This is a genomic window from Massilia sp. BKSP1R2A-1 (assembly GCF_050586525.1).
Lineage (GTDB): Bacteria > Pseudomonadota > Gammaproteobacteria > Burkholderiales > Burkholderiaceae_D > Telluria.
Genome location: NZ_JBOBRE010000004.1, coordinates 113,573 through 140,320 on the forward strand (window position 1 = coordinate 113,573; position 26,748 = coordinate 140,320).

The following is a 26,748-nucleotide window of genomic DNA, read 5'->3' on the forward strand; positions in this document are numbered from 1 at the left end:
TTATGTCGTGTTCTGTTTGGGTTTGGCCGGCTGCAGAGTCAAGACCTCGGGCAAGAATACCTCGGTGACCAGGAGCAGGCCTTGATGGCGGCGATAGACGCAGCGCCGCGCATGGTAAATCGTGTCGTCCGTCCCGCCGATGGCCGCGCGCACGCGTGCAAACAGCGGATGGCCCGCGCGGATGCGCGCGAATTCCAGCTGGCCGCGCCGCACCAGCGGGTCGTAGAAGAGCGTGGTGCCGAGCGAACGTTCGCCCAGCGCCGAAAACAGGGGCCAGTCGCTGGCCGTGCAGCTTGTGGGCACCACCGTATGGCCGAAGACCGCCGGCTTGCCGTCGCATTCGAGCAGCACCTCGCGCTCCCATACCCGCTCGGGGCGCGGCAGGCCGATGGCGCGCGCCTCGTCCGCCAGGCAGACGGCGCTTCTCTGGTGCAGGCGACGCACCCTGAAACGCTCGCTGTGGGCGATCAGGCGCGCCGTCAGCGAGCCTTCGGTGGTCAGCCAGTCGCGCATCGTTGCCGGCGCACGCACGGCGCCGGCGTGCGGCTGCCAGGCCGCCAGTCGCAGAGACCCGCTCCTCACTGGACCGAGCCTGCGCAGAAGGCCAGCACTTCGTCGACGTACTGAGGGAATTCCGAGATCGCATGGTCGCTGCCCTCGATCACGTGCTGCCTGGCGCCCGCGTAGTGCGCCACCATGTCGCGGTAGTCGAGCACTTCGTCGCCGGTCGCGGCAATCAGGAAATAGCGTTCCGGCCGCGTGATCGTTTCGACCCGCAGCGCGGCCAGCTCGTCGATGTATTCGCGGCGGAACTCGAAAGGTTCATCGGAGTGCCAGGCCGTGGTCACGCCCACGTGGTGCTCGAGGTTCTTGAGCGGATTCACGGAGGGGTTGAGCAGCACGGCGCGCACGCCCAGTCGCTCGGCCAGCCAGGTGGCGTAGAAGCCGCCCAGCGAGGAGCCGACGATGGACAGATTATCCGGCGCATACCGCTCGGCCAGCAGCAGGCTGAGGGCCATCGCCTCTTTCGGCGACGCCGGCAGCTGCGGGCAGATCAGCTCGTGCGCGCGGCCGGCGTCTTCCAATGCCTTCTGCACCACCCGCGCCTTGAAGGACTTCGGCGAGGAGCGGAAGCCGTGCAAGTACAAAATCATGGAGCCAGCGCGTCCAGCAGTTTCTGGTGCACGCCGCCGAAGCCGCCGTTGCTCATCACGAGGATGTGGTCGCCCGGCTGGGCCGCCTGCACGATGGCCTGCACCATGTAGTCGAGCTGGTCGAAGCTGTGGGCGATGCCGCCCAGCGGTTTCAGGGCGTCGGCCAGCGACCAGCCCAGCGCCTGCTGGCTGCCGAAGCCGAACACCAGGTCGGCGTCCTTCAGGCTGCCCGGCAGCGCATCCTTCATGGCGCCCAGCTTCATGGTGTTCGAGCGCGGTTCCAGCACGGCCAGGATGCGGCCGGTGGTCCCGATCTTCTGGCGCAGGCCGCCGACAGTGGTCGCGATCGCGGTCGGGTGATGGGCGAAGTCGTCGTAGACGGTGATGTCATTGACCTTGCCGCGCACTTCCATGCGGCGCTTCACGCTCTGGAAGCGCGACAGGGCGGCGATGGCCTGCGAGGTCGGCACGCCCACGTGGCGGGCGGCGGCGATCGCGGCCAGCGCGTTCGAGCGGTTGTGGTGGCCGGTGAGCTCCCAGTGCACGGTGCCTTGGACATCTCCGTTGAACAGCACGTCGAAGCTGCCGCCCTGGTGCTCGACCATGGTCCAGTTTACGCCGTCGGAGATGCCGAAGGTTTCCTTTTCGCTCCAGCAGCCGCGCTTGATGACGCGGGCGAGCGAGGCTTCGTCGCCGTTGACGACCAGGCGGCCCACGCCCGGCACGGTGCGCACCAGGTGGTGGAACTGGGTCTCGATGGCGCCGATGTCCGGGAAGATGTCGGCGTGGTCGTATTCCAGGTTGTTCAGCACCGCGGTTTTCGCGTGGTAGTGGACGAACTTGCTGCGCTTGTCGAAGAAGGCGGTGTCGTACTCGTCCGCCTCGATCACGAAGAAGTCGCTCGGCTTGTCGCCATGCAGGCGGGCCGACACGCCGAAGTTCATCGGCACGCCGCCGATCAGAAAGCCCGGCGCATAGCCCGCGTCTTCCAGGATCCAGGCCAGCATCGAGGTGGTCGTGGTCTTGCCGTGCGTGCCGGCCACGGCCAGCACCCATTTTTCGCGCAGGATGTGCTCGCCGATCCACTGCGGGCCGGACACATAAGGCAGGCCGCGGTTCAGGATCTCTTCGATCAGCGGATTCCCGCGCGTCATGACGTTGCCGATCACGTACAGGTCGGGGTTGAGCGACACCTGCTCCGGGCCATAGCCCTGGATCAGTTCGATCCCCTGCGCTTCCAGCTGGGTGCTCATCGGGGGATAGACGTTGGCGTCGCACCCAGTGACACGGTGGCCGGCTTCCTTGGCCAGGACCGCCAGGCCACCCATGAAGGTGCCGCAGATACCGAGAATATGAATGTGCATGTCGTGGAAGAAAGTGCAGGTCGAAAAGAGCGAATACGCGATTTTACCCGACCCGCTGTCATTTTCCGTTCAAGAGTATGATTCAGCCATCATGCCGACACAGAACAATGATGTACTCCAGTTGCGCGCAGAAATCGCTGCAGGTGCGGCGCGCATGGTTGCCCAGGATGGCGCCGACTACGACACCGCCCGCCGCAAAGCCGCCCGCCAGGTGCTCGGCGTGGACCGCCCGGCCCCCAACCTGATGCCCGACAATCTCCAGATCGAGGACGAGGTTCGTAAATACCAGAGCCTGTTCGGCGGCCCCGGCCATGCCGTGCGCCTGAACGCCATGCGCGAGACCGCCCTGCAGGTGATGGACCAGCTCGCCGACTTCCGTCCCTACCTCACCGGCCCCGTCCTCAACGGCACGGCCGGCGAGCACGACGACATCCACCTGCAGCTCTTCGCCGACAGCGCCAAGGAAGTCGAGATTTATCTCCTCAACCGGAACGTCAATATAGAGATCTCCGAAACGCCCCATTTCAAGGGCGGCCGCCACGATCCGGTTGAAACCGTGAGCTTCATGTGGCATAAGGAAACTATTCATGCCGAGTTGTATGATTTTCACGATTTACGCGGCGCCTTGAAGCCGCGTGGGGATGGCCGCCTGCAGCGGGTCGACGCAGCCGGGCTGCGCGCGCTGATGGCAAATAATGAGACTTTGGAACAGGACGAATGAACAAGAAACACGTGGCCGCCTACGCGGCCGTTGCCGCCATGTTTGGCATCATGGGCGCACTGGTCGCCATCAACAAGAAAGATCCTCCCCCCATCACCACCGCGATCGCCCCGACGGGCGGCAAGCCGCACACGGCGGTGGACAATCTGTACAGGCAGTCGCTGAACGACCTCGACGGCGCCCCGCAGGCACTGGCCAAGTGGAAGGGCAAGCCGCTGCTGGTGAATTTCTGGGCAACCTGGTGCGCTCCGTGCGTGCAGGAGATGCCGGAACTGTCCGAACTGGCCGGCAAGGATGGCGGCAAAACGTTTAACGTGATCGGCATCGGCATCGATTCGCCGTCGAACATGAAGGAATTCGCGGCCAAGCTGAAGATTGCCTACCCTTTGTACGTGGCGGGCATGGGCGGGACGGAACTGTCGCGGGAGTTTGGTAATACTGCAGGGGGGCTGCCCTATACTGTATTGATCGGCGCCGATGGACAGGTGAAGAAAACCTATCTCGGCAAATTGAAATTCGACGAATTGCGCGCTGATCTCGCGAAGTTGTAATGCGCAAGCCGGGTTTTACGTAATTGAAACCCGGCGCCTGCGAACGATCGTTCTATTCGGAATATCGGCGATTATGCGCCTATCGCCGCACAATTTTACTGCTTGCCAACAGCCGAGCTTGGCGGCACAATGCCTTCCTTTCGGGCGTTCCAGACTCTTCAACATGGCGAAAAAGCTACTGCTGCTCAACGGCCCCAACCTCAATTTATTGGGGACCCGGGAGCCGGCGGTGTACGGCGCGACGACGCTGTCCGACATCGAGACGGCGGCGGTGGCCCAGGCACAGGCGGCAGGTGCGACATTGGCCAGCTTCCAGAGCAACCATGAAGGAGCCCTGATCGACCGCATCCACGCCGCGCGCGACGAAGGCGTGGACGCGATCGTCATCAACCCTGGCGGCCTGACCCATACCAGCGTGGCCTTGCGCGATGCGCTCGCGGCGGTGGCGATACCTTTCGTGGAAGTGCACATCTCGAATGTGCATGCCCGCGAGTCCTTCCGGCATCACTCGTACCTCTCTGCGATCGCGCAAGGCGTGATCTGCGGATTGGGGGCTGATGGATACCGGTTTGCCATCGACTTTGCGCTTAAATCGCGTTAATCTACGTCAACTTCATGTATCAGCGGGGAGCGCACCTACCCATCGGCGCGCTGCCGGCTCTCTAAAACGAATAATTCCAAGGGGTTTCACATGGATCTCAGAAAACTCAAGACCTTGATCGACCTGGTCGCCGAATCGGACATCGCCGAGCTCGAAGTGACCGAAGGCGAAAGCAAGGTCCGCATCGTCAAGTCCTCCGCAATCCCGCAGAATCAGATGGTCATGCTGCCGCAGCAAGGCGTGCAGCAATACGCCGCGCCGGCCGTCCAGCAAGCCCCTGCCCCGGCTGCAGCCGCGCCAAGCGCCGCTCCCGCAGCCGCCGCCGAAACCGGCCACGTCGTGAAGTCGCCGATGGTCGGCACCTTCTACCGCTCCTCGGCTCCGGGCGCGGCTGCTTTTGTCGAAGTCGGCCAGAGCATCAAGTCGGGCGACACCCTGTGCATCATCGAAGCAATGAAGCTCCTGAACGAGATCGATGCCGACGTCGCCGGCACGGTCACCAAGATCCTCGTGGAAAACGGCCAGCCGGTTGAATTCGGCCAGCCGCTGTTCGTCATCGGCTAAGTACCCTCCGGCCCGGCGGCGTCCTGCCGCCAGCCCATTCATGTCGTGTCCGGCGCCTGCTTTGTTCTTGAGCTGCGCCGGTTTTCACTGAAACACCGAACCTACCATGTTTGAAAAAATCCTCATCGCCAACCGTGGTGAAATCGCGCTGCGTATCCAGCGCGCTTGCCGCGAGCTGGGCATCAAGACGGTCGTCGTTCACTCCGAGGCGGACAAGGACGCCAAGTACGTGAAGCTGGCGGACGAATCCGTCTGCATCGGCCCGGCCCAGTCGGCGCTCAGCTACCTGAACATGCCGGCGATTATCAGCGCCGCCGAAGTGACGGACGCCGAGGCTATCCACCCGGGCTATGGCTTCCTGTCGGAGAACGCCGACTTCGCCGAGCGCGTCGAGAAGTCGGGCTTCGTCTTCATCGGCCCGCGTTCCGACTCGATCCGCCTGATGGGCGACAAGGTCTCGGCCAAGCAGGCGATGATCAAGGCCGGCGTGCCCTGCGTGCCGGGTTCGGACGGCGCCCTGCCCGACGATCCGAAGGAAATCATCCAGACCGCGCGCCGCATCGGCTACCCGGTCATCATCAAGGCCGCCGGCGGCGGCGGTGGCCGCGGCATGCGCGTGGTCCACACCGAAGCCGCCCTGCTGGGCGCGGTGCAGATGACCAAGACCGAAGCCGGCACCGCCTTCGGCAATCCGGAAGTCTATATGGAGAAGTTCCTGGAAAATCCGCGTCACGTGGAAATCCAGGTGCTCGCCGACGAACACAAGCAGGCCGTCTGGCTGGGCGAACGCGACTGCTCGATGCAGCGCCGCCACCAGAAGGTCATCGAGGAAGCGCCGGCGCCGGGCATCCCGCGCAAGCTGATCGAGAAGATCGGCGACCGCTGCGCCGAAGCCTGCCGCAAGATCGGCTACCGCGGCGCGGGCACCTTCGAATTCCTGTACGAGAACGGCGAGTTCTACTTCATCGAGATGAACACCCGCGTGCAGGTCGAACACCCGGTCACCGAGATGATCACCGGGATCGACATCGTGCAGGAACAGATCCGCATCGCCTGCGGCGAGAAGCTGCGCTTCAAGCAGCGCGACATCATGCTGTCGGGCCACGCGATCGAGTGCCGCATCAATGCGGAAGACCCGTTCAAGTTCACCCCGTCGCCCGGCCGCATCACCGGCTGGCACCCGCCGGGCGGTCCCGGCATCCGTGTCGATTCACACTCGTATGCGGGATACTATGTTCCACCTCATTACGACTCGATGATTGGCAAGGTAATTTCCTATGGTGCGACGCGCGAGCAGGCCATCCGCCGCATGCAAATCGCGCTCTCGGAAATGGTGGTTGAAGGTATCCTCACCAATATCCCGCTGCACCGTGAGCTGATGGTCGACGCCCGCTTCATCGAGGGCGGCACCAACATCCACTACCTGGAGCACAAGCTGGCCTCGAAGCCGGACCTGCCGAAGGAAGGTGGCATCGGTTCGAAATCGGACACCAAGGTCGACGCATGAGCTGGACGGAAGTCGTCATCGAAGTAGCGCGCGATCACGCCGAGGCGCTGTCGGACGCCCTGATGGAAGCGGGCGCCCTGTCGGTCTCGGTGGAAGACGCGGACGAAGGCACGGAGGCGGAAAAACCGCTGTTCGGCGAGCCGGGCATGGAACCCACCGAAGCCGCGTGGGACCACTCGCGCGTCGTCGCGCTGACCGACACCGACGCGGACCAGTTCGCGATCGTGCAGGAAGCCGCCAACGCCATCAAGCTGCCCGTCGTGCCCTCCTTCACCACCCGCGCGGTGGCGGACGCCGACTGGGTGCGCCTGACCCAGTCGCAGTTCAAGCCCATCCACATCGGCAAGAACATCTGGGTCGTGCCGAGCTGGCACGAAGCGCCGGACCCGAATGGGCTCATCCTCGAGCTGGATCCCGGCCTGGCCTTCGGCACCGGCAGCCATCCGACCACCCGCCTGTGCATGGAGTGGCTGGAAGCGCATCCGGCGCCCGGCAAGTCGGTGCTGGACTACGGCTGCGGCTCGGGCATCCTGGCGATGGTCGCCAAGAAGCTGGGCGCAGCGGACGTGGCCGGCGTCGACATCGACCCGCAAGCCATCGAATCGGCGCGCAGCAATGCCGAGCGTAACAATGTCAGCATCGACTACTACCTGCCGGACGATTTCGCCGTAGCGCCGAACGAGCGCCATGCGAAAGGCCAGTTCGACATCGTGGTGGCCAACATCCTGTCGAGCCCATTGAAGCTGATGGCGCCGATGCTGTCGGGCCGCGTGGCGCCCGGCGGTAGCTTGATTCTGTCGGGCGTGCTGGCGCGCCAGGCCGAGGAAGTGGCCGCCGCCTACGCACCTTTCATCAAGCTGGGCGTCTGGGCCGAGCAGGACGGCTGGGTCGCCCTTCACGGGACACTCGGCCAGGACACCGCACCCGCGCCGCGTTCCGCCACTGCCGGCTGACGCATGGCGCTCGCCACCCAATGCCCCCACTGCGGCACGACCTTCCGCGTCGCCGCGGACCAGCTCAAGCTGCGAGGGGGCATTGTGCGCTGCGGCGCCTGCCAGGGCGTCTTCGACGGGAATACCGCGCTGGTCGACCTGGCCGCCGCGGCTCCCGTCCCTCCCCCTCCTCCACCCGCACCGGCGCCTGAGCCGGAACCACCCGCCGCGGCAACGGAAGAGGACCCGATCTTCACCCTCGAATTCGACCGCACCTTCGCACCCTTCGGCATCATTCCGCAGGTGAGCAGCGAGGACGAAGCGCGTGACGAAGACGAGGTGCTGGTGGTCGACCTGCCCGAGCCGGAGATTCCCGTTCCCGAACCCGAGCCCGAGCCGGTCATCGAACCCGAACCGCCCACGCCGCCGGAGACGCCGCCCGAGATCGAACCGGTCATCGAGCCCGAACCGGAGCCGGTGCCCGAGACGGTGCCGGAACCCGAACCCGCGCCGCAGCCTGTCGCCGAGCTGCCGGTGGACGAAGAGCTGGTCGCCGCGCCCGTCCGCGACGACAGCGAGGAGGTGTCCGCGCCTCCCCGATCCCTGGCGAAAGCCGCCGAAGGCGCCCCGCTGCTGCTGCGCGAGTCCGGCCCCGCCACCGTCACCATGCCGGCCCCGCCGAGCGCGCCGCCCGTGGCGCCGCGCACGCCGCGCGCCAAGGCCCAGGAGGCGCGCGCCGCACGCCGCTCCAAGCTGACGCCGACGAAAATCGAGCCGCCCAAGCTGCGCGTGCCGGAGAGCGACGAGCCGGAGTTCGTGCGCCGCGGCCGCCAGCGCGAACGCTCGGGCAAGGCCGTGCGCATCGCCATGATCGTCGGCAGCCTCGTGCTGCTGCTGGTGCTCGCCTTGCAAGCCGTGTCCACGTTCCGCAATACGCTGGCGGCGCGCTATCCGGGCCTCAAGCCGGCGCTGGTCTCCGCCTGCGCCCTGCTCGGCTGCCGCGTCGAACTGCCGGCCCGGATCGAGCAGCTGGTGGTGGAAACCGGCGAGCTGACCACGCTGGGCGGCAACGCCTATACCTTCACGACCCTGCTGCGCAACCAGGGCGAGCAGGTCCAGGCCTGGCCCAGCCTCGAGCTCACGCTGTCGGACGCCGACGACAAGCCGCTGGTGCGCCGCGTGTTCGGTCCGCGCGACTATCTCCCCGCCGGCCCGCAACTGGCGGCCGGCTTCGCCGCGCGCAGCGAGCAGGCCGTCAAGCTGCACTTCCGTGTCGAGGACCCGGCGCCGTCGGGTTACCATATCGCGGTCTTCTATCCTTGATTGTTATCCTTCTTTGAAAGTCCACCCATGACCAAGACCGCCCTGATCTGCGGATCGATCGCCTTCGACAAGATCATGCAGTACCACGGCCGCTTCGCCGAGACCCTGCTGGCCGACCAGCTGCACCGCGTGAACGTGTCCTTCCTGGTGCCGACCATGCGCCTCGAGTACGGCGGCTGCGCGGTCAACATCGCCTACAACCTCAAGCTGCTCGGCGGCGAACCGCTGATCATGGGCACCATCGGCCAGGATGGCGGCGACTACCTCAAGCGCATGAAGAAGCAGGGCCTGGAAACCCGCGCCATCCGCACCATCAATGAGGCCTACACCGCACAGTGCTTCGTCACCGCGGACCAGGACAACAACCAGATCAACGCCTTCCACCCGGGCGCGATGCAGCACTCGCACGAGAACAGCGTGGCCGAGGTCGGCCCGCTGCGCGTGGCGATCATCTCGCCGGACGGCCGCGACGGCATGATCAAGCACGCGGCCGACTGCGCCGCCAACAAGATCCCCTTCATGTTCGATCCGGGCCAGCAGCTGCCGATGTTCTCGGGCGAAGAGCTGATCCGCTTCATCGACCAGGCCAGCTACCTGGCCTGCAACGACTACGAATTCGAAGTGGTGATGGACCGCACCGGCCTGTCGCTCGCCGACATCGCCGCGCGCCTGGATGCGCTGATCGTCACCCGCGGCGGCGACGGTTCGGACATCTACGCGGGCGGCGAGCACCACCGCATCCCGGCGCTCAAGGTCGACACCATCGCCGACCCGACCGGCTGCGGCGACGCCTACCGCGCCGGCCTGCTGTACGGGATCACCAACGGCTACGACTGGCCGACCACCGGCCGCATCGCCAGCGTGCTGGGCGCCATCAAGATCGCCAGCATCGGCGGCCAGAACCATACCTTCACGCCGGAAGAGATCGCGCAGAAGTTCGAGGCGGCCTTCGGCTACAAATTCGGCTGATCGCGCGGCAAGAATAAAAAAGGGGCCCTCGCGAGGGCCCCTTCGTCATTAGCGCGTCCTCAGCCGAAGAACACCTGCCTGAGCACGAACTGGATAATCTGGATCAGCACCAGCGCCACCAGCACCGACAGGTCGATGCCCCCGATCGGCGGCACCACGCGGCGGATCGGCCGCAGGATCGGCGTATTCATCGCATGGACGAACGGCGCCAGCGGCGCATGCGGGTTCACCCAGCTGAACACCGCATCGATGATCAGAAGGGCCATGAAGCCGTACAGGATCCAGTTCAGGAAGCGGTATAGCGCCCCCACCAGCACCGCGTGCCAGTCCGCCCCGACGATCAGCACGATCGAGCTGGCGATCAGGACCATCAGGAAGGCGCCAATCAGGCTCGCCCAGTCATAGCCGCCGACACCCGGCAGGATGCGCCGCAGCGGCAGCACCAGCCAGTCGGTCAGCGTAAAGGTGAACTGCCCGATCTGCTGTGGCGGACGCACACGGATCGCCTGCATCCAGAAGCGCAGCAGGAGCAGGCCGCCAAGCAGGCCGGCGACGATATCGACAATGAACTGGAGTATGGACAGCACGTAGGCTCCTCAAAAAAAAACCGCCGTGTGAAAATTCACACAGCGGTATTCTGCCTGATCCAGGCAAAGCTCGCTATCGAGCCAGGGATCAGCTGAAAATCACGGACGGCTGCTGGTCGGGAACGGCCATGCGGCTGCCGGCGACAGGGTGGTCTTCGCTGCCGGAGCAGGAGCCGCTGCCTTGCTGTCCGCCTTGCCGTCGGCTTTCGAATCCGACTTGGCTTCCGGCTTGGCTTCGGCCTTGGTTTCCGCTTTCACTTCCGGCTTGGCTTCGGCCTTCACTTCCGGCTTGGCTTCGGCTTTCACTTCCGGCTTGGCTTCAGCTTTTGCAGCCGGCTTGGCGGCAGGCTTGGCAGCCGACTTGGTGGCGGTCGATTTGGTCGCAGCGGTTTTGGTTGCAGCGGTTTTAGCCGGTGCAGCCGATTTGGCCGGAGCAGCGGCTTTAGCCGGAGCAGTTGCTTTCTTAGCAGCAGGTTTAGCGGCGGTCGCTTTTGCCGCCGGTTTAGCGGCGGTTTTGGTAGCGGCTGCTTTTTTAGCTGCCGGCTTAGCTGCCGGTTTAGCGGCCGATTTAGCAGTCGATTTGGTCGCTGCGGTTTTGGCCGCGGTCGCTTTCTTTGCTGCCGGTTTAGCGGCGGCTTTCTTGGCTACCGGCTTGGCGGCTGCTTTCTTGGTTGCCGGCTTGGCTGCCGGTTTAGCGGCTGCTTTTTTTGCGGCCGGTTTAGCAGCGGCTTTCTTGGCTGCCGGCTTGGCTGCCGATTTAGCGGCCGACTTCGCTGCCGGTTTAGCAGCGGCTTTCTTTGCAGCAGGTTTAGCTGCCGGCTTTGCGGCGGCTTTCTTTGCTGCCGGCTTTGCAGCGGCTTTCTTGGCCGCCGGCTTTGCTGCCGACTTGGTAGCGGATTTAGCGGTCGACTTGGTCGCTGCCTTGGCTGCCGGTTTAGCGGCGGCTTTCTTTGCTGCCGGCTTAGCTGCCGGTTTAGCAGCTGCTTTCTTTGCAGCCGGCTTGGCTGCCGATTTAGCTGCCGGTTTAGCTGCAGCTTTCTTTGCTGCCGGCTTTGCTGCCGGTTTAGCAGTTGCTTTCTTTGCAGCAGGTTTTGCTGCCGGCTTAGCAGCGGCTTTCTTCGCTGCCGGTTTTGCCGCTGCCTTGGTGGCGGTGGTCTTGGTCGCTGCAGTCTTGCTTGCTGCGGCTTTCTTTGCAGCAGGCTTGGCTGCCGGCTTGGTCGCTGCCTTGGCGGCCGGCTTGGCGGCTGCCTTGGTGGCGGTGGTCTTGGTAGCTGCGGTCTTGGTCGCTGCTGCGCTCGACTTCGACACTGTCGAAGCTCGCTTTGCTGCCGGTTTCTCGGCGGCGGCTTTTGCTGCTGGTTTCTTAGCGGTTGCCATTTTTTTACTCCTTCATCTGCGATGAGAAAATACGCTCAAGGTTAAAATCCGCCCGACCACCGTGGTGAGCGAATTATTCATCGGACCAAACCGAAGCGGTTAAGGCCAATGAATCCGGCACCGGCTGAACTGCTGCAACTCCTCACAATTGCAGCGCTTCAGCCAACGTCGACAGGCAACCGACTCAACGCGTTTTCAGCTCGCTACCCTCACGGGCGCGAAAAGAAAAAGCCGCCATGCCTGAACATTTGGTCAGGCAGTGCGGCTTGTTCTTTTCGCTGCGCTTGCGTGCATACTGATTGAATCAGTGTCCTATTATTCGATCGATTACTGCCTGGATGGACGCGACAATATCACATCTTCACGTTTTGACAAATTCAATCACGTAAAGTACACGAAAACTTTGTGAGCGCGCAACCGGATCAGCGCAAATCAAATCGATTTTGTCGCGCTAAAACATGCGCTCGCGCATTCAACCACACACACTTGCGCATTCGTATGTGAAGTGGCGCACCCAAACCTGTTATTCACTTTTCAATCGATCGACAAACCAGCGTCCCGCCGGTCCCGGCGGCTGGTCTTTCAACCAGATCGCGTGCATTGAAAATGCCGTACCGAGCAAAGGATGGGCCCTGAGAGACAGGCGCACCAGCCGGCCGTCCGCGAGATCCTGCTCGACCATATGCAGCGGCATGCTGCCCCATCCCAGGCCGGCGCGCAGGAAAGCATGCTTGGCGCCCAGGTCGGCCAGGCGCCATACCTGCTGCGACATCACGCCGAACTCGCGGCCCGCGGTCAGGGTGGAACGATCGGTGAGCACCAGCTGCACGTGCTTGTTGATCTCCGCGCGCGTCAGGGCGCGCTTCGCGTTCGCGAGCGGATGGCCGGGCGCCGCGACGATCACGGAAGGCACGCCCGTCAGGTAGTCGGATGCGCAGGCGCTCGGGATGTCGGGGAGAGAACCGATCACCGCGATGCGGCAGCGGCCATCGAGGAGCGGCTGCACCACCGCCCCCATCGCCTCCACGTACAGGCGCAGCGGCGTGGCCGGGAACTGGTGGTGGAAGGCCTTCACGGCATCGGTGAGGGTCGCGATCGGGAACATCACGTCGACCGCGACGGCGAGCTCCGCCTCGAGTCCTCCGGCGAGCATGCGCGCACGCGCCTTGAACGCATCCATGCTGTTCGCGGCTTCGCGCGCCTGCTCGAGGAGCGCCTGTCCCGCTTCGGTCAGCTGCGGATAACGTCCGCTGCGATCGAAGAGCGCGAGGCCCACCTGCAGCTCGAGATTGGCCAGCGTATGGCTGACCACCGACTGCGCGCGGCGCAGCTTGCGCCCGGCGGCGGAGAAGCTGCCTTCGTCGGCTGCGGCGATGAATGTGCGCAGCTGGTCCATGGAGAGGCCATCCAGCATGTATCTACTCCTTCGATAGGTCTTATCGAATTATATAGGCTTCCTGGATCGAACCATCCTGCCTAAGATGGCTCCATCGCAGCGACACACACACTGCGCTGAACCTCACAACACCATTGAAAGGAGCCGTCATGAACACCATCACCACCAACACTTCCACCCAGTCCGCCGTGCCGGCCATCGGCCGCCTGCTGCTCGCCGCCATCTTCATCTTCAGCGGCGTCGGCAAGGCCCTGGCCCCAGCCGGCACCATCGGCTACATCGAATCGGCGGGCCTGCCCTTCGCGACGCTGGGCCTCATCGCCGCGATCGCGATCGAACTGGGCGGCGGCGTGATGCTGGCCCTCGGCATCAAGGCGCGCATCGTGGCGCTCGGCCTGGCGATCTTCTCGGTGGTGACCGCGCTGGTGTTCCACAACGCGCTGGGCGACCAGAACCAGCTGATCCACTTCATGAAGAACATCGCGATGGCCGGCGGCCTGCTGCAGGTGGTGGCCTTCGGTGCGGGCGCCTACAGCCTGGATGCGGCAGGCAGCCGCAAGCGCGTGGTCCAAGCCGCATAACCGTAGGGTGGGCGGGTCTCCCACCCACGCGTTCAGCTCCCCTTTGAACAGATGCGAGCGGGCCACTCACCTGAAGTTTGAACGCGTGGGCGGCATAGCCGCCCACCCTACTCCACAACCCTGAGCAAATCCATCTTGCACAGCCACGCCAGCCCGCGCAGCAGCGTCGGACGATCGCAGGGCCCCAGCGTGTCGATCAGCTCTTCCACTTCCACCGGCCGCGGGCCGATGGCCCCGAACAGCCGGCCGAAATCCTCGAGCGTGGGCAGCGAGGCGGCGGCGAAGCGGTTGATGCCCAGCTCGCGGTACTGGCGCACCAGCGCCAGCGAGGAATCTCCCGTCAGCTCGACCAGCGACGCCGGGCTCAGGAGCCGGGTCGGATAGCTGGCGAACAGCTTGAAAGGATCGGTCCGGTCCGGCGCGCGCGACGGCAGCGGCGGCGCCAGGACCGGATCGGCGCGGCGCCGCTCCGCCAGTTCTTCCCACAGCGCGCGGTAGCGCCCCAGGATCACGCTCCAGTCGAACTCCGCCAGCGCGCGCTGCCTCGCCTGCGCTCCCATTGCCTGCCGCAGGCCGGCATCGCGCACCAGGCGGCCGTAAGCCTGGGCCAGCTGTGCGCCGTCCACCGCCACCGCCTGGCTGGTGTGGCCGCTGTACATGTCGAAGCTGTCCACGCCGTCGTCGTAGCGCTGGGCCAGGTCGAGCCCCGCGCCGGGCCCCGGCATCACGGTCGGGATGCGGTAGCCGTCGATGCCGTCGCGCACCGTGTCGCGATAACCGTTCCAGTCCGAGACCACGCAAGGCAGGCCGGCCGCCATCGCCTCGACCGGCGTCAGGCCGAAGGTCTCCTGCACATTGTCGGACAGCGAGGTGAACACGTCCGCCGCGGCCCAGGCATCGAGCTGGTGCTCGGGCGCGCGCCCGTCCAGTTCCACCAGCCGCACCGATGGACACAGCAGGGCCGCCGCCTCGCGGAAGGCATGCTCGATGGCCTCGCCCGCGAACCAGCCGGCCAGGATCAGGTGCACCCGCCGCCCGCCCTTCTCGGCGCGCTCGAGCGCGGTGAACATCTGCTGCGGATGGGACTTGGCGTGCACGGACAGACGGCCCAGGTAAAGAAAGGCGACGTCGTCTTCGCCAATGCCGAGCCGCGCACGCGCCTCGGGGCCGCGCCCTGGATGGGGAAGCAGGTCGGCGCAATGCACGCCGAGCGGAATGAGAGGCAGCTGCGGCAGTTCGAATCGCTGCGCGGCCAGGCGGGTGCGCAGGTAGTCGGCCTGTTCCTCGACCAGCACGCGCACGCTGTCGCGCACCACGCGCGAGGTGCAGACGATGGCGTCCCAGCTGCGCACCGGCGCGACCAGCAGGCCCGTCACCATGCTCATCATCTCGTGCGAGGCGGTGGCGTGGGTGATCCCGCACAGGCTGTAGCGATGCTCGCCGGCCTGCAGGCGGCGCCAGGCGAGGCGCTCGATGCCGGGGCCGGGGTGGTAGAGGCAGCCGAAGCGCGCCAGCTCCTGCGGCGCGGCCTGCGGCACCCAGGTGCTTGCGCCCTGATATCCCTCTTCGCGCAGGATGGTCTCGAAGGCGTCCGCGTGGCTGCGCTCGGCGGCGAAGCAGCCGACATCGAGGGCGCCCGCATGACGCGCGATGGCGCGCAGCAGGCCGACGCCGGCGGACTGGCGGCCCATCAGCTTCTGGCCGGCGGTGGAAAAGGCCTCGGGTACGTAATGCAGGGCAAAGCTGGTTTCTATGCGATCGTGCATGCAGGCTCCCCGGCCAGGCGGAAACGTTGGCCTCGCAGCCATCATAGCGACGCCATCCCGCTTGGGGCGCAGGCTTGCAGTGCGTCTGCAGCAAGGACTGTCGCGCAGCGGACACGAAACGTTTTAATTTCCACAACGAAAACTTTTGTAAGACTATTCTTACATTGCTTCTCTTCCCAAGGGGTAAGTACACTGCAGAGATCGTCAAATTTGACAATTGCAATTTACTCTACGCCGTCGACGCAGGACTGTCGGGACCCACCCCTTTGAGGAGCCTCCGTGGCCACTACCATCGTATCCGTATCGTTCTCCAATGGCTTCCTCGGGGATGCGACCAAGAACAACGAATCGTCCAATTCGTCCTACCTGACGGCGCACGGCTGGTCGAACTTCCAGTTCCAGCAGGCGACGAACAACGGCCAGTTCGGTGGCAGCCAGGGGAACGACCTGTCGGGCACGATCCTGATCACTGACGCCGCAGGCGTCCAGCACGCGATCAATGGAGTCATCAACTGGCGCGCGCCGAGCGGCTCGGTCAGCACCATGGTGTTCTATGCGACTGGTACGACAAACCACGTGCTCGCCACCAGCGGTGGCGGCACCAAGGTCATCGATCCGAACACGGAAGTCAACGGCGACAGCCACAGCTTCATCGGTCTGACATTCAACGGCCAGTCGCTGGCCATCAGCGGCGGCAAGGTGACCGGCAACGCGGCCACCACCGGACTTCTCAGCTCGCTGAACGAATACCTGGCGGCCCAGCCCCAGCTGACTGTCGGCGACGTGACGGTCAACGAAGGCGCCGGCATGGCCACCGTCACCGTCACGCTCAGCAAAGCGACCAGCGATACCGTCACGGTCAAGTACGCGACCCAGAACGGTAGCGCCAGCGCCGGCACGGATTACACCGCTGGCAGCGGGACCCTGACCTTTGCTCCTAACCAGACCAGCAAGACGTTCCAGATCCCGATCGTCGACAATGCCACCGTCGACGGCGCCCGCGGCCTGAATGTCGTGCTGAGCAACAGCACCTTCGCCGCCATTACCGACAACACCGGCGTGGTGACGATCAACGACAACGACAACGCTCCCGCACCCGTCACGGTCACCGGCCTGACTCCGCCGGCGAGCAGCGTGACCGAAGGCGGCGCCCTGCTCTATACCGTGGTGCTGAGCGGCAGCACCGGCGGCGAGTTCGCGCTCGCCCTGGGCGGCAGCGCATCCGCCGGCGACCTCGGCGCCCTCGCCTTCAGCAATGGCGTGACGTGGAAGGACGGCACGCCCGCGAGCGGCAAGGTGGTGGTCCCGGCCGGCGTGGCCGGCTTCACGGTCACCCTGCCGACTGTCGACGACGCGGCCATCGAAGGCAGCGAAACGGCCGTGCTGACGGTCGGCGGCGTGGCCGCCACCGGCACCATCCTCGACAACGACGTGCAGTCGGTCGGCGCGGTGCTGGCCGAAGATGCGGCCCACACCGGCGCCAACCCGATCGACAGCACCGTGGTCGAGGGCGGCACGCTGCGCTTCACGGTCTCGCTGAGCGCCGCCAGCCCGGCCCCGACCGAATACGCACTGGCGCTCGGCGGTACGGCCACCGGCGCCGACCGCGGCCTGCTCGTCTTCAGCGACAACGTCGCCTGGAAGAACGGCGACGCATCCACCGGCATCATCGTGGTGCCGGCCGGTGTCACCAGCTTCTACGCCTCGCTCCCGACCGTGGACGACGCCCTCGTCGAAAGCGCAGAGACCGTGGATCTGACGGTGGGCGGCGTCGCCGCCACCGGCACCATCGCCGACAACGACAGCCAGTCCGTCACCGGCGTGCTGGCCGAGGACGCCGCGCATACCGGCGCGAACCCGGTCGACGCCGCCGTGGTGGAAGGCGCGTCCCTGCTGTACACGGTGGCCCTGAGCATGGCCAGCCCGGTCGCGGTCGAGCATACGCTGGCGCTGTCCGGCAGCGCGGACGGCGCCGACGTCGGCGCCTTCGTGTTCAGCGACGGCGTCACCTGGAAGAATGCCGACCCGCAGAGCGGCATCGTGGTGGTGCCGGCGGGCGTCGCCGGCTTCACCATCACCGTGCCGACCGCCGACGACAGCCTCGTCGAAAGCGCGGAAACCGTGGTGCTGACGGTCGGCGGCGTCGCCGCCACCGGCACCATCAGCGACAACGACAGCCAGTCGGTGAGCGCGGTGCTGGCCGAAGACGCCGCCTTCACCGGCGCCAACCCGGTCGACAGCACCGTGGAGGAAGGCGCAGCCCTGCTCTACACGGTGACGCTGAGCACCGCCAGCCCGACCCAGACCGAGCATGCGCTGACGGTCTCGGGCACGGCCACTACCGCCGACCTGGGCGCCTTCGCGTTCAGCGACGGCGTCACCTGGAAGAATGCCGACCCGCAAAGCGGTATCGTGGTGGTCCCGGCCGGCGTGAGCGGCTTCACCATCACCGTGCCGACGGTCGACGACAGCGCCGTGGAAAGCGCGGAAAGCCTGGTGCTGAGCGTGGGCGGCATCGCCGCTACCGGCACCATCACCGACAACGACGCCGTCAGCATCAGTGCGGTGCTGGCCGAGGATGCCGCGCAGGCCGGGGCCTTCCCGGTCGACAGCGTGGTCGAGGAAGGCGCGGCGCTGCAATATACGGTTTCGTTGAGCGCGCCCGGCGTCACCCAGCAGGAATTCCTGCTCGGCCTGGGCGGCAGCGCCAGCGCGCCCGATCTCGGCGCGATCGCCTTTAGCGACGGCGTAACGTGGAAGAACGGCGCCCCCGCCAGCGGCATCGTGGTGGTGCCGGCCGGCGTGGGCAGCTTCCGGATCACGGTCGCGACGATTGACGACAGCGCGGTCGAGGCGGCCGAATCGCTCACGGTCACCGTGGGCGGCGTCAGCGCCACCGGCAGCATCACCGACAACGACAGCGTGCACGTGAGCGCGGTCGTGGCCGAAGACGCGGGCAACGTCGGCCTCTCACCCGCCGACAGCGCGGTGAACGAAGGTTCCTTCCTGCGCTATTCCGTGATCCTGAACACCCCCGGCATCGTCGACACCGAATTCACCCTGGCCTCCGGCGGCACTGCCGCAGCCGGCGACGTCGCCGGCATCGCCTTCAGCGACGGCGTGACGTGGAAGAACAACGACCCGGCCAGCGGCATCATCGTGGTCCCGGCTGGCGTCGGCAGCTTCAAGATCGACGTCGCCGTCACGGACGACAGCGAGGTCGAGCTGACCGAATCGCTGGCGTTCACCGTCGACGGCGTCACGGGCACCGGCAGCATCCTGGACAACGATAGCCAGAGCGTGTCCTCGCTGGTGGCCGAGGATGCGGGCAATCCGGGCAGGAATCCGGTCGACAGCAGCGTGGTCGAAGGCGGCGCGCTGCGCTTCACCGCCACCCTGAACGGCATCAGCCCGACCGCCACCGAGCACGCGCTCGCGCTGGGCGGCAGCGCCGTCGCGGCCGATCTCGGCGCGCTGGTGTTCAGCCACGGCGTCACGTGGAAGCACGGCAGCCCCGCCAGCGGCGTGGTGGTGGTGCCGGCCGGCGTGTCGGCCTTCACCATCACCCTCGCGACCATCGACGACAGCCTGGTGGAAGCCACCGAGAACGTGGTCCTCACACTGGGCGGCGTGGCCGCCACCGGCACCATCGCCGACAACGACAGCCTGTCGGTGAGCGCGGTGCGCGCCGAGGACGCGGCCAACCTCGGCCGCAATCCCTTCGACTCGGTCGTCACCGAGGGCCAGGACCTGCTCTACACCGTCACCCTGAATGCCGTGGCGGTAGCGCCGGCCGAGTTCACGCTCGCCCTGGGCGGTACCGCCGCGGCGGCGGACCTGGGCCTGCTGGCCTTCAGCCACGGCGTCGCCTGGAAGAACGGCGATCCGGGCAGCGGCATCGTGGTTGTTCCGGCCGGCGTGGGCACCTTCACGGTCACGCTGCCGACGGTCGACGACGCCATCGTGGAATCGTCGGAGAGCGCGGTGCTGGTGGTGAACGGCATGCATGCGACCGGCACCCTGCTCGACAACGACTACGTGCCGCCGCCTCCTCCGCCTGCGCCGACGCCCGCACCGGCGCCGGCACCGGAACCCGTCCCCGCACCGGCGCCGGAACCTGCGCCGGAACCTGCGCCCACCCCGGCGCCGGCCCCGACCCTGTCGACCGGCCTCGATCCGGCCACCGACGACGGCGTTAGCGACCAGGACGCCGTCACCGGCGTGCGTACGCCCGAGTTCAGCGTCGGCGGCAACCTGCTGGCGACGGGCGGCAGCGTGCGCCTGCTGTCGCCGCAGGGCGAGGTGGTCGGCAACACCGTCATCACCGAGCAGGACGTCGCCGCCGGTAAGGTCAACGTCGGCCCGGGCCCGCTCGACGATGGCGTCTATACGTATACAGCACAGGTGCTGGACGCCAGCGGCAAGGTAGTCGGCTCGTCGCCGGTGACCGTCACCGTGGTCACCGACCTCGATGGCGTCATGCCCTCGATCGAGCTGGCGGCCTTCGGCGGCGACTACAACGGGGACGGTATCCTCGACTGGCAGCAGCACTCGGTGGCCCTCATGCCCCTGCGCTCGCTGGCCGACTTCGCCCTCGGCAAGAACGCCCCGGTTGGCGCCTTCGGCGCCATCATGGCGGGCAGCCTGGGAGACGTGACCGGCAGGGTAGCGCTGACCAGCGGCGCCCAGCTCAGGGACCTGAGCCTGAGTGAGCTGCCGGCCGCCCTGCCGCAGGAAATCCGCGCCGCCTCGCCGGTCTTCAACTTCACCGTGGAGGCCGAGCCGGAAGCCACGGGCGGCCTGCCGGACCTGGACCCGACGCGGCCCGGCCTGCAGACCCGCGTGGTGATCGAGCTGGGCGCCAACGGCGTGGTGTCGAACAACTTCATGAAGTTCGACCAGGCCAGCCAGCGCTGGTACAGCTTCCTGGACGACCAGGACCTGTCGACTGCGGACGACGGCGCTACCCTGGTGGACCTGAACAACGACGGCCGCATCGACCGCATCGTGATCACGCTGACCGACGGCGCCAGGGGCGACGACGACGGCATCGCCAACGGCACCATCGTCGACCCGGGCCTGCTGGCCTTCGACACCACCCTGCCGGACCAGGTGTACAGCGTGCGCCTGAACACCGGCGATGTCTGGTACACGGCCAACATCGACGAAGCCAGGGTCAAGAGCACCGGTGCCGGCAATGTGTTCCAGGGCGTGGCCTTCGACTCGATGGCCGGACTGCCGGACGCCAGGCACGTGTCGGCCTATTACCAGCCCTTCACCAAGGACACCACCTTCGCCGTCGACGGCGGCCCCCTGCCCTACGTGTGCTACGAGCTGGTGAGCGGCTCCTCGGGATTCATGGCGGCGGCAGCGGGCAAGGCGGCGGTGGACATCCACCTGTTCCAGAACGCGCTGGGACAGACCGAGCTGGTCTCGCTGGCGCAGGCCCGCGAACTCGGCCTGGCTGCCCAGGGTTTCAGCGACCGTGGCGCCAAATTCAGCGTCAGTATGGATAATGCATTCAAGTTCGACGCGGAAGGCTACCTGATCGCCAACCAGGAAAACGCCGCGGTCCAGGCCCTGGTGCGGCAGCTGGCGGGCAGCTACACGTCGACGAGCGCGGCCGGCTTCATCGAGGCGGTCGAGCAGAATTATTTCGAGCAGATCAAGCTGGTCGGCGTCGCCCATGGCGCGGCCGCGAGCGCGGCGGACCTGAACGCGGTGTTCGGCACCGGTTTCGGCGGCTGAGGAGGACAAGATGAATAAATTGATGCAGTGGTGCGTTGCCGCGGGCGCCGCGCTGATGGCGACGCAGGCCGGCGCGGCCGACCCGGTGCGCTACTGGGGCGCCCACGCGGGCGTGAACACGCTCAAGCACATGGACGCGCGGGTGGATTTCGGCTTCGGCACGCCGATTGGCGGCCGTGCAGACCTCGACCGCGGCGTGCACGGCGGGCTGATGGTCGGGCGCCAGTCGGAACACCTGCGCTACGAACTGGAATACGAGACCGGCCGCATCGAGGTCGAACGGCTCACGCTCGCCCCGCTGAGCGAAGCGGTCAGCGGCAAGGGGCGCTACCACGCCCTGTTCGCCAACGCCTACCGCACCGACCGCCTGACGGAGTCGGTGGACAGCTTCGTGGGCGGCGGTATCGGCTGGGGGCGCGTCAAGCTGCCGCAGCTAGGTCTCGGCGCCACTTGCAACTGCTTCGGGCCGGCCGACAAGAGCGGCTTCGCCTGGCAGCTGCGCGCCGGCCTGTCCTACCGTTTGTCTGAGGTGTCGAATGTGGCGCTGCAGTACACCTGGCTGAGCCTTCCGCGTCCGGATGCGGAAGGCCCGCCGGGCATCCAGTACGAGCGCAAGCGCTTCGGGGCGGTCACGCTGGGATACAGCCGGCAGTTCTGATCTAGCTGCCGCCGCAGCCGCCTCCGCAGCCGCCGCCACCACAGCTGCCCCCTCCGTCGCAGGATGCGGCGCCGTCGCCGTCCGCACAGCCATCGCTGCCGATGATGCTCGCCAAGCCGTCGGCGCCGCCCTGGTCGCGCTCGCGCCGCTGGGCCCTGCCTTCATCATGATCGGCTGTGCCGACGAGGCCCAGCAGGGCCAGGCTTTCCGGACGCAATGCTTCGGGAAAGACCATGTGGTGGTCGGGATTGCCGAATTCGTCCAGCATGCAGTAGGCGACCAGGCCCCCGATGATCCAATAGGCGAACCCATGGGGCATGCCGAGACGCTGGTCCAGCGAGAACAACCTTGGCAGGTGGGTCCCGGCGGCGGGCTGCGAGGCGCGCCGCCGGGCCTGGACCAGGCACACGGCCAACGCCTCGTGCATCCCCGCGCCCATCTTCGCCTTCTCCACGTGCGGGATGACCTTGCCGAAATGCCGGATGCAGAAACGGTGCAGTCCCACTTCGTCCAGGCGCATCCACGCATGCCAGACCGAGTCCGCGGCGCGCGAAGGCAGGCCGCAGGTCTTGCGGGCCGCTGCCGCGCAGTCGAAGAACATCATCAAGCCTTCCGCCGACTGGGCGAAGAAAGAGGCGTCGCGCGGAATGCTGGGGAATTCCTGCTGCGAGGTCCGTGACCAGTAGGGGAAGAGCGCAGGCGGGACGTCCGCCAGCACCTGCGCATACGTGGACCGCTCGAACTCCCTTGCCACCTCGTGGCCGGCTTCCTTGACATGCATTGCAGCTCCCGCGTCGTCAGTGATCCGCTTACCTTAGTGCACCCGCACCCAGGCGATGCTGATAGACCTCAAGCAAGAAAAAACCCGCCTTGCGGCGGGTTGTCGTGAGACCTCAGCGCTGCGGCGCCACGCGCCACACCACGCCGCCGGCATCGTCCACCACCAGCAGCGCGCCATCCTGCGCCACCGCCACGCCGGACGGGCGGCCCCAGACGTCGCGGTCGCTCAGCACCATGCCGGACATGAAGTCCTGGTACTGCCCGGTCGGCAAGCCGTTCTTCATGAACACGCGCACCACCTTGTAGCCGGTGCGCACGCCGCGGTTCCAGGAACCGTGCAGGGCCACGAACACGTCTCCTTCGTACTCCTTCGGGAAGGCGTTCGCCGCGCCCTTCGGCGCCTGGTAGACGGCCATGCCCAGCGGCGCCGAGTGCGACTGGATCAGCACGTCCGGCACGATGGTCTTGCCCTTCAGGTCAGGACGCTGGCCCTTCAGGCGCGGGTCTTCGTTGTCGCCGATGTAGTACCACGGCCAGCCGTAGAAGCCGCCCTGCTTCACGCGGGTCAGGTAGTCCGGCGGCAGGTTGTCGCCCAGGGCATCGCGCTCGTTCACATTGCACATCAGGTCGCCCGTGCCCGGATAGACCAGCATGCCGACGCAGTTGCGCAGGCCGGTGGCATAGGTGCGGCGGTTCTTGCCGTCGACATCGAAGGCCATGACGGTGGCGCGGTCGGTCTCCACGCCCCAGGCGCCGCCCACGCCGTGCTTCGCTTCCCATTGCGCCAGCGGCTCCGGCGGCTTGGCGCCGATCTCGGTGGCGACGTTGGTGGCCGAGCCGATCGACAGCAGCATGGTCTTGTCGTCGGCGGAGAAGGCCAGGGTGCGGGTGGTGTGGCCGCCGCTGGTGTCGGACAGGGTCGGCACGATGACCTCGGGCTCACCACGCGCCTTGATGTCGCCGTTGCGGTAAGGGATGCGCACCACCGAGTTCACGTTGGCGACGTACAGGTATTGCGGGTTGTCGTTGGAGGGCCAGAAGGCCATGCCGTAGGGGCGATTCAAGCCGCCGGCAAAGGTTTCGACGCTGTCGGCAGATTGACCGTTCTTCGAACGCAGCACCTTGATCTCGCCCTTGGCGGTGGCGGCCAGGAAGATGTCGCCGTTCGGCGCGCGCAGCGGCAGGCGCGGCTTGTCGGCGTCCTGTGCGAACACGCTGACCGTGAAGCCCTTCGGGACGGTCGGCATGCTGCCGTTCGGACGCGCCTCGACGCGCGGGCCGTTGCCGGCGCTGCTGGTGGCGAAGGGCGGCGGCAGGTCGCTGGCCTTGATGTGCCAGATGCGGCCGGGCTGGTTGTCGTCCCAGCTGCCGCGGCGATCGGCGGCGGCTTTGGTGGCGGGCGCTGACGCGACTGCCGCCGGGCCTTGCAGGGTGGCGAGATAGTCGATCAGGGCGGCGCGCGCCTTCTTGTCCGAGATCCCGACCGGCATGGTGGTGCCGGGGACGTTCTTGGCCGGATCGGCCAGGAATGCGTCCAGTTCCGAGCGTGTCCAGGTCTTGCCGGCGGCGCCGGCCTTGTTCAGGGCAGCCGAGTAGTTGTAGGCCGGGACCGCCGCCGCCTTGCGGCCGACGACGGCGAACAGGCCGGGGCCGGCGCGCGAGGACAGCTTGTTGTCGACGCTGTGGCAGCTCGCGCAGTTGTTCTGGAAGGTGGTCTGGCCGGCGGTCTGGGGCGCGGCGTGGGCAGCGGACATCGCTGCCAGGCTGGCGAGCAGCGCGGCATGCGCGACATGCAGCGTCAGGGTCTTGGCTTGCAAGGGAGTCTCCTGGTGGACGGATTCGTTGATAGCTCGCCATCATAGGGTAAATTGGCCTCACCGTGCGCCTATTGCGAAAGGATCGGGCGCGGTGGCGCTGGTCATCCAGCGCAGCAGCGGACCATGTGGCTCATAGGGCAGCTTGCCGAAGCGGCGGAACAGCGTCTCGATCTCGCCTTTGGACGCGGTATTGAAGTCGAGCGCCGGCACTTCCGCCCCGGCCGCATTGGTCACCATGCCCCAGCTGCCCTCGCCGTGGCCGCCCTTGTTGCTCACGTATTTATAGGACCAGGCCGTGGCGGCCCAGCCCAGCCGCGCATAGGTATCGAAGCTGGCGCGCGCCACCTGGCCGCCCAGTTCCAGGCCCATGCTGGCCCAAGGCTGGATCTCGCCCAGGTAGAAGGGCGTGTCCAGTTCGCGGATGCGGCGCTCCCAGTCGCACACGCCGCCCTTGCCATCGGGCTCGCAGCGCAGCCACTCGCGATGCACTTCGCGGCCGGCGGTCTTCCAGCCGAAGTGGCCGGGATAGGGATGCATCTCGAAGGCGACGTTCTCCATGCCGCGCGCCTTCGGGTCGCCGTAAGCCTTGATGTCGTCCTTGACGTGGCCCGGCAGGATGATGACGTGGTTCGGGTCTTTCTCACGCACGGCTTTGTACAAGGTCTCGACGACGGCGGCCATGTTGGCGGAATCCGTGCCCCATGGCTCGTTCAGCAAGCTGTAGCCGGCCACCGAGGGCCGGTCGCGGTAGCGGCTGGCCACCTGCTGCCATAGCCAGACGGTACGCTTCTGGTAATCGGGCACGCTCCAGTACCGGTTGCGGCCGGCGCAGCCGCTGTGGTGTTCCCAGCCCTGGCTGCCGGCCGCGCCGTGCAGGTCGAGGATCACGTAGATGCCGCGTTTCTCGGCCTCCCGGATCGCTCCGTCGAGGTAGTGCCAGGCATCGGCACGCAGCCGGCCCGGCTTCTTTTCGTCTTCGACGACCGTGTGGATGAAGGGCACGCGCACCAGGTTCACGCCGAAGGAGGCCAGCAGGTCCCAGTCCTTCGGGGTCATCCAGTTGTCGCGGAAGAGCTGCATGAGGCGCTCGCGCTCCGGGTAGCCGAAGCGCCGGTCCAGCACGGCCTCCAGCTTGCACTGGTCGTCGATGCCATGCTTGCCCTGTCCCATCATCCAGAACTCGTTGATCAGCCAGTTGCCGAGGTTTGCGCCTTTCAGCACGACAGGCTTGCCCTCGCGCGTCACCCAGCGCGGGCCCTCGGCGCGCACCATCTGGCTGGCGTCGACGATCGGCGCTGCCGCCTGGGCTGCGGTGAGCGTCAGGCTTCCCAGTGCTGCCATCAGGATGGCCCCTGCCCTGCCGCGCGCGATGCTCTTGCCGGTCCCGGTCCGCATATCGTCTCCTCCTTGTCGCGGCAGCGCTGGAAACGTTGCCATTTATGAAGGCGACTATAGCATGGCTTAATCCGCCACCTTGATCACCAGCTTGCCGAAGTTCCGCCCCTGCAGCAGGTCGATGAAGGCGGCGGGTGCCCGCTCAAGGCCGTCGACGATGTCTTCACGGTAGCGCAGGCGGCCATCCTCGATCCACTGCCCGGCCTCGCGCAGGAAGTCCTGCCGCAGGGCTGCGAACTCGCGCTGGATGAAGCCGCGGATGGTCAGGCTTTTCTTGAGCACGTCGCGCATGAGGAGCGCCAGCTTGTCCGGCCCCGGCTCGGCCTGCGGGAGCGCGTTGTACTGGGAGATCAGGCCGCAGACGGAAACGCGGGCAAAGTCGTTCAGCAGCGGGAACACCGCGCGTGCGCCCTTGATGCGGGCGATCTGCCCGACTGCCGAGCCGACCGCGCCGCTGGCGGCGGCCACCACGACGGCCTCGCCCGGCTTCGGTTGGCCGATCTGCAGCAGACCCGCCCAGGCGGTGAATCCCGGCATGCCCAGCACGCCGAGCGCGGTGCTGATGGGCGCGAGCGCTGGGTCGAGCTTGCGCAGGTTCTCACCATCGGACAGAGCGTAGCGCTGCCAGCCCGAGTGCGAGAGCACGATGTCGCCCGGCGCGTAGTCGGGGTGCTTCGACGTCACGACGCGTGCAACGGTGCCGCCTTCCATGACGGCGCCGATCTCGACCGGCTTGGCATAGGACTTCGCATCGTCCATCCGGCCGCGCATATAGGGGTCGAGCGACAGGTAGAGGACTTCGAGCAGCAGCTGGCCGTTGGCGGGTTCCGGTGCGGGCGTGTGCACGATGCGGAAATTCTCCGGCACCGGCATGCCGGTCGGGCGCGCGGCGAGCAGGATCTGCTGGTTTTGAAGGTCGGGCATGGGCGTCCTTTCAGTATGGTCGACAAGGACCAA

The 26,748-nt window shown here is 66.4% G+C and carries 22 protein-coding genes; 11 read left to right on the plus strand and 11 right to left on the minus strand.

Going from position 1 to position 26,748, the window contains the following annotated elements; translation table 11 throughout:
- From ACQ7JA_RS07925 to mpl, 3 genes are read right to left on the minus strand one after another with little or no spacing between them, the layout of a single operon-like run.
- Positions 1-582, minus strand: coding sequence for a chorismate--pyruvate lyase family protein (locus ACQ7JA_RS07925; RefSeq protein WP_430896335.1), 582 nt, complete (start codon positions 580-582; stop codon positions 1-3).
- Positions 579-1,154 (minus strand): YqiA/YcfP family alpha/beta fold hydrolase, encoded by a 576-nt coding sequence (locus ACQ7JA_RS07930; protein WP_430896338.1) that lies wholly within the window; start codon positions 1,152-1,154, stop codon positions 579-581. Before ACQ7JA_RS07930 ends, ACQ7JA_RS07925 begins: the two co-directional genes overlap by 4 nt.
- Positions 1,151-2,518 carry a UDP-N-acetylmuramate:L-alanyl-gamma-D-glutamyl-meso-diaminopimelate ligase gene (gene mpl, locus ACQ7JA_RS07935; RefSeq protein WP_430896340.1) on the minus strand — a complete coding sequence of 456 codons (1,368 nt, stop codon included), beginning with the start codon at positions 2,516-2,518 and terminating at the stop codon, positions 1,151-1,153. The genes ACQ7JA_RS07930 and mpl overlap by 4 nt, the downstream gene beginning before the upstream one ends.
- 88 nt (positions 2,519-2,606) lie before the next feature.
- Between mpl and ACQ7JA_RS07940 the strand changes: the two genes are divergently transcribed.
- The 8 genes from ACQ7JA_RS07940 to ACQ7JA_RS07975 all read left to right on the plus strand — a co-directional run bounded on the left by ACQ7JA_RS07940 (position 2,607) and on the right by ACQ7JA_RS07975 (position 9,686).
- Positions 2,607-3,239, plus strand: a complete 633-nt coding sequence (locus tag ACQ7JA_RS07940) for a hypothetical protein (protein WP_430896829.1) — start codon at positions 2,607-2,609, stop codon at positions 3,237-3,239.
- Complete coding sequence (locus ACQ7JA_RS07945) at positions 3,236-3,790, plus strand: redoxin family protein (RefSeq protein ID WP_430896342.1); 555 nt, start codon at positions 3,236-3,238, stop codon at positions 3,788-3,790. Before ACQ7JA_RS07940 ends, ACQ7JA_RS07945 begins: the two co-directional genes overlap by 4 nt.
- A gap of 163 nt (positions 3,791-3,953) precedes the next feature.
- The gene (gene aroQ, locus ACQ7JA_RS07950; protein ID WP_430896344.1) at positions 3,954-4,391 is read left to right on the plus strand and encodes a type II 3-dehydroquinate dehydratase; all 438 of its coding nucleotides are present in this window, start codon (positions 3,954-3,956) and stop codon (positions 4,389-4,391) included.
- A gap of 90 nt (positions 4,392-4,481) precedes the next feature.
- Positions 4,482-4,955, plus strand: coding sequence for an acetyl-CoA carboxylase biotin carboxyl carrier protein (gene accB / locus ACQ7JA_RS07955; RefSeq protein WP_430896346.1), 474 nt, complete (start codon positions 4,482-4,484; stop codon positions 4,953-4,955).
- Positions 4,956-5,061: 106 nt separating this feature from the next.
- On the plus strand, positions 5,062-6,462 hold the full coding sequence (accC, locus tag ACQ7JA_RS07960) for an acetyl-CoA carboxylase biotin carboxylase subunit (RefSeq protein WP_430896348.1): 1,401 nt from the start codon (positions 5,062-5,064) through the stop codon (positions 6,460-6,462).
- Positions 6,459-7,415 carry a 50S ribosomal protein L11 methyltransferase gene (prmA, locus tag ACQ7JA_RS07965; RefSeq protein WP_430896350.1) on the plus strand — a complete coding sequence of 319 codons (957 nt, stop codon included), beginning with the start codon at positions 6,459-6,461 and terminating at the stop codon, positions 7,413-7,415. The genes accC and prmA overlap by 4 nt, the downstream gene beginning before the upstream one ends.
- 3 nt (positions 7,416-7,418) lie before the next feature.
- Positions 7,419-8,717, plus strand: a complete 1,299-nt coding sequence (locus tag ACQ7JA_RS07970) for a DUF3426 domain-containing protein (RefSeq protein WP_430896352.1) — start codon at positions 7,419-7,421, stop codon at positions 8,715-8,717.
- 27 nt (positions 8,718-8,744) lie between these two features.
- Positions 8,745-9,686 carry a carbohydrate kinase family protein gene (locus tag ACQ7JA_RS07975; RefSeq protein WP_430896354.1) on the plus strand — a complete coding sequence of 314 codons (942 nt, stop codon included), beginning with the start codon at positions 8,745-8,747 and terminating at the stop codon, positions 9,684-9,686.
- Positions 9,687-9,745: 59 nt separating this feature from the next.
- Here ACQ7JA_RS07975 and ACQ7JA_RS07980 read toward each other — a convergent pair whose 3' ends face one another.
- The 3 genes from ACQ7JA_RS07980 to ACQ7JA_RS07990 form a co-directional block, all read right to left on the minus strand.
- Positions 9,746-10,273 carry a YggT family protein gene (locus ACQ7JA_RS07980; protein ID WP_430896356.1) on the minus strand — a complete coding sequence of 176 codons (528 nt, stop codon included), beginning with the start codon at positions 10,271-10,273 and terminating at the stop codon, positions 9,746-9,748.
- Between the two features lie 99 nt (positions 10,274-10,372).
- Positions 10,373-11,650, minus strand: a complete 1,278-nt coding sequence (locus tag ACQ7JA_RS07985) for a transcriptional regulator (RefSeq protein ID WP_430896358.1) — start codon at positions 11,648-11,650, stop codon at positions 10,373-10,375.
- A 523-nt stretch (positions 11,651-12,173) separates the two neighbouring features.
- Positions 12,174-13,064 (minus strand): LysR family transcriptional regulator, encoded by an 891-nt coding sequence (locus tag ACQ7JA_RS07990; protein ID WP_430896360.1) that lies wholly within the window; start codon positions 13,062-13,064, stop codon positions 12,174-12,176.
- Between the two features lie 131 nt (positions 13,065-13,195).
- Here ACQ7JA_RS07990 and ACQ7JA_RS07995 point away from each other — a divergent pair, with 131 nt between their 5' ends.
- On the plus strand, positions 13,196-13,627 hold the full coding sequence (locus ACQ7JA_RS07995) for a DoxX family protein (RefSeq protein WP_430896362.1): 432 nt from the start codon (positions 13,196-13,198) through the stop codon (positions 13,625-13,627).
- A gap of 107 nt (positions 13,628-13,734) precedes the next feature.
- On the opposite strand, the gene ACQ7JA_RS08000 is transcribed toward ACQ7JA_RS07995, so the two are convergent.
- Positions 13,735-15,393, minus strand: coding sequence for a glycosyltransferase family 4 protein (locus ACQ7JA_RS08000; RefSeq protein WP_430896364.1), 1,659 nt, complete (start codon positions 15,391-15,393; stop codon positions 13,735-13,737).
- Positions 15,394-15,672: 279 nt separating this feature from the next.
- Between ACQ7JA_RS08000 and ACQ7JA_RS08005 the strand changes: the two genes are divergently transcribed.
- Both ACQ7JA_RS08005 and ACQ7JA_RS08010 read left to right on the plus strand, forming a co-directional pair.
- Positions 15,673-21,141: a beta strand repeat-containing protein gene (locus tag ACQ7JA_RS08005; RefSeq protein WP_430896366.1), complete on the plus strand. Its 5,469-nt coding sequence runs from the start codon at positions 15,673-15,675 to the stop codon at positions 21,139-21,141.
- A 10-nt stretch (positions 21,142-21,151) separates the two neighbouring features.
- A complete protein-coding gene (locus ACQ7JA_RS08010; RefSeq protein WP_430896368.1) occupies positions 21,152-21,799 on the plus strand; it encodes an outer membrane protein in 648 nt (215 codons plus the stop codon).
- Position 21,800: 1 nt separating this feature from the next.
- Here ACQ7JA_RS08010 and ACQ7JA_RS08015 read toward each other — a convergent pair whose 3' ends face one another.
- From ACQ7JA_RS08015 to ACQ7JA_RS08030, 4 genes are all read right to left on the minus strand, one after another.
- A complete protein-coding gene (locus tag ACQ7JA_RS08015) occupies positions 21,801-22,580 on the minus strand; it encodes a hypothetical protein (protein WP_430896370.1) in 780 nt (259 codons plus the stop codon).
- A 112-nt stretch (positions 22,581-22,692) separates the two neighbouring features.
- Positions 22,693-24,396, minus strand: coding sequence for a PQQ-dependent sugar dehydrogenase (locus tag ACQ7JA_RS08020; RefSeq protein ID WP_430896372.1), 1,704 nt, complete (start codon positions 24,394-24,396; stop codon positions 22,693-22,695).
- A 57-nt stretch (positions 24,397-24,453) separates the two neighbouring features.
- Positions 24,454-25,791 carry a glycoside hydrolase family 5 protein gene (locus tag ACQ7JA_RS08025; RefSeq protein ID WP_430896374.1) on the minus strand — a complete coding sequence of 446 codons (1,338 nt, stop codon included), beginning with the start codon at positions 25,789-25,791 and terminating at the stop codon, positions 24,454-24,456.
- 66 nt (positions 25,792-25,857) lie between these two features.
- Positions 25,858-26,715 (minus strand): NADP-dependent oxidoreductase, encoded by an 858-nt coding sequence (locus tag ACQ7JA_RS08030; protein WP_430896376.1) that lies wholly within the window; start codon positions 26,713-26,715, stop codon positions 25,858-25,860.
- Positions 26,716-26,748 lie beyond the last annotated feature (33 nt).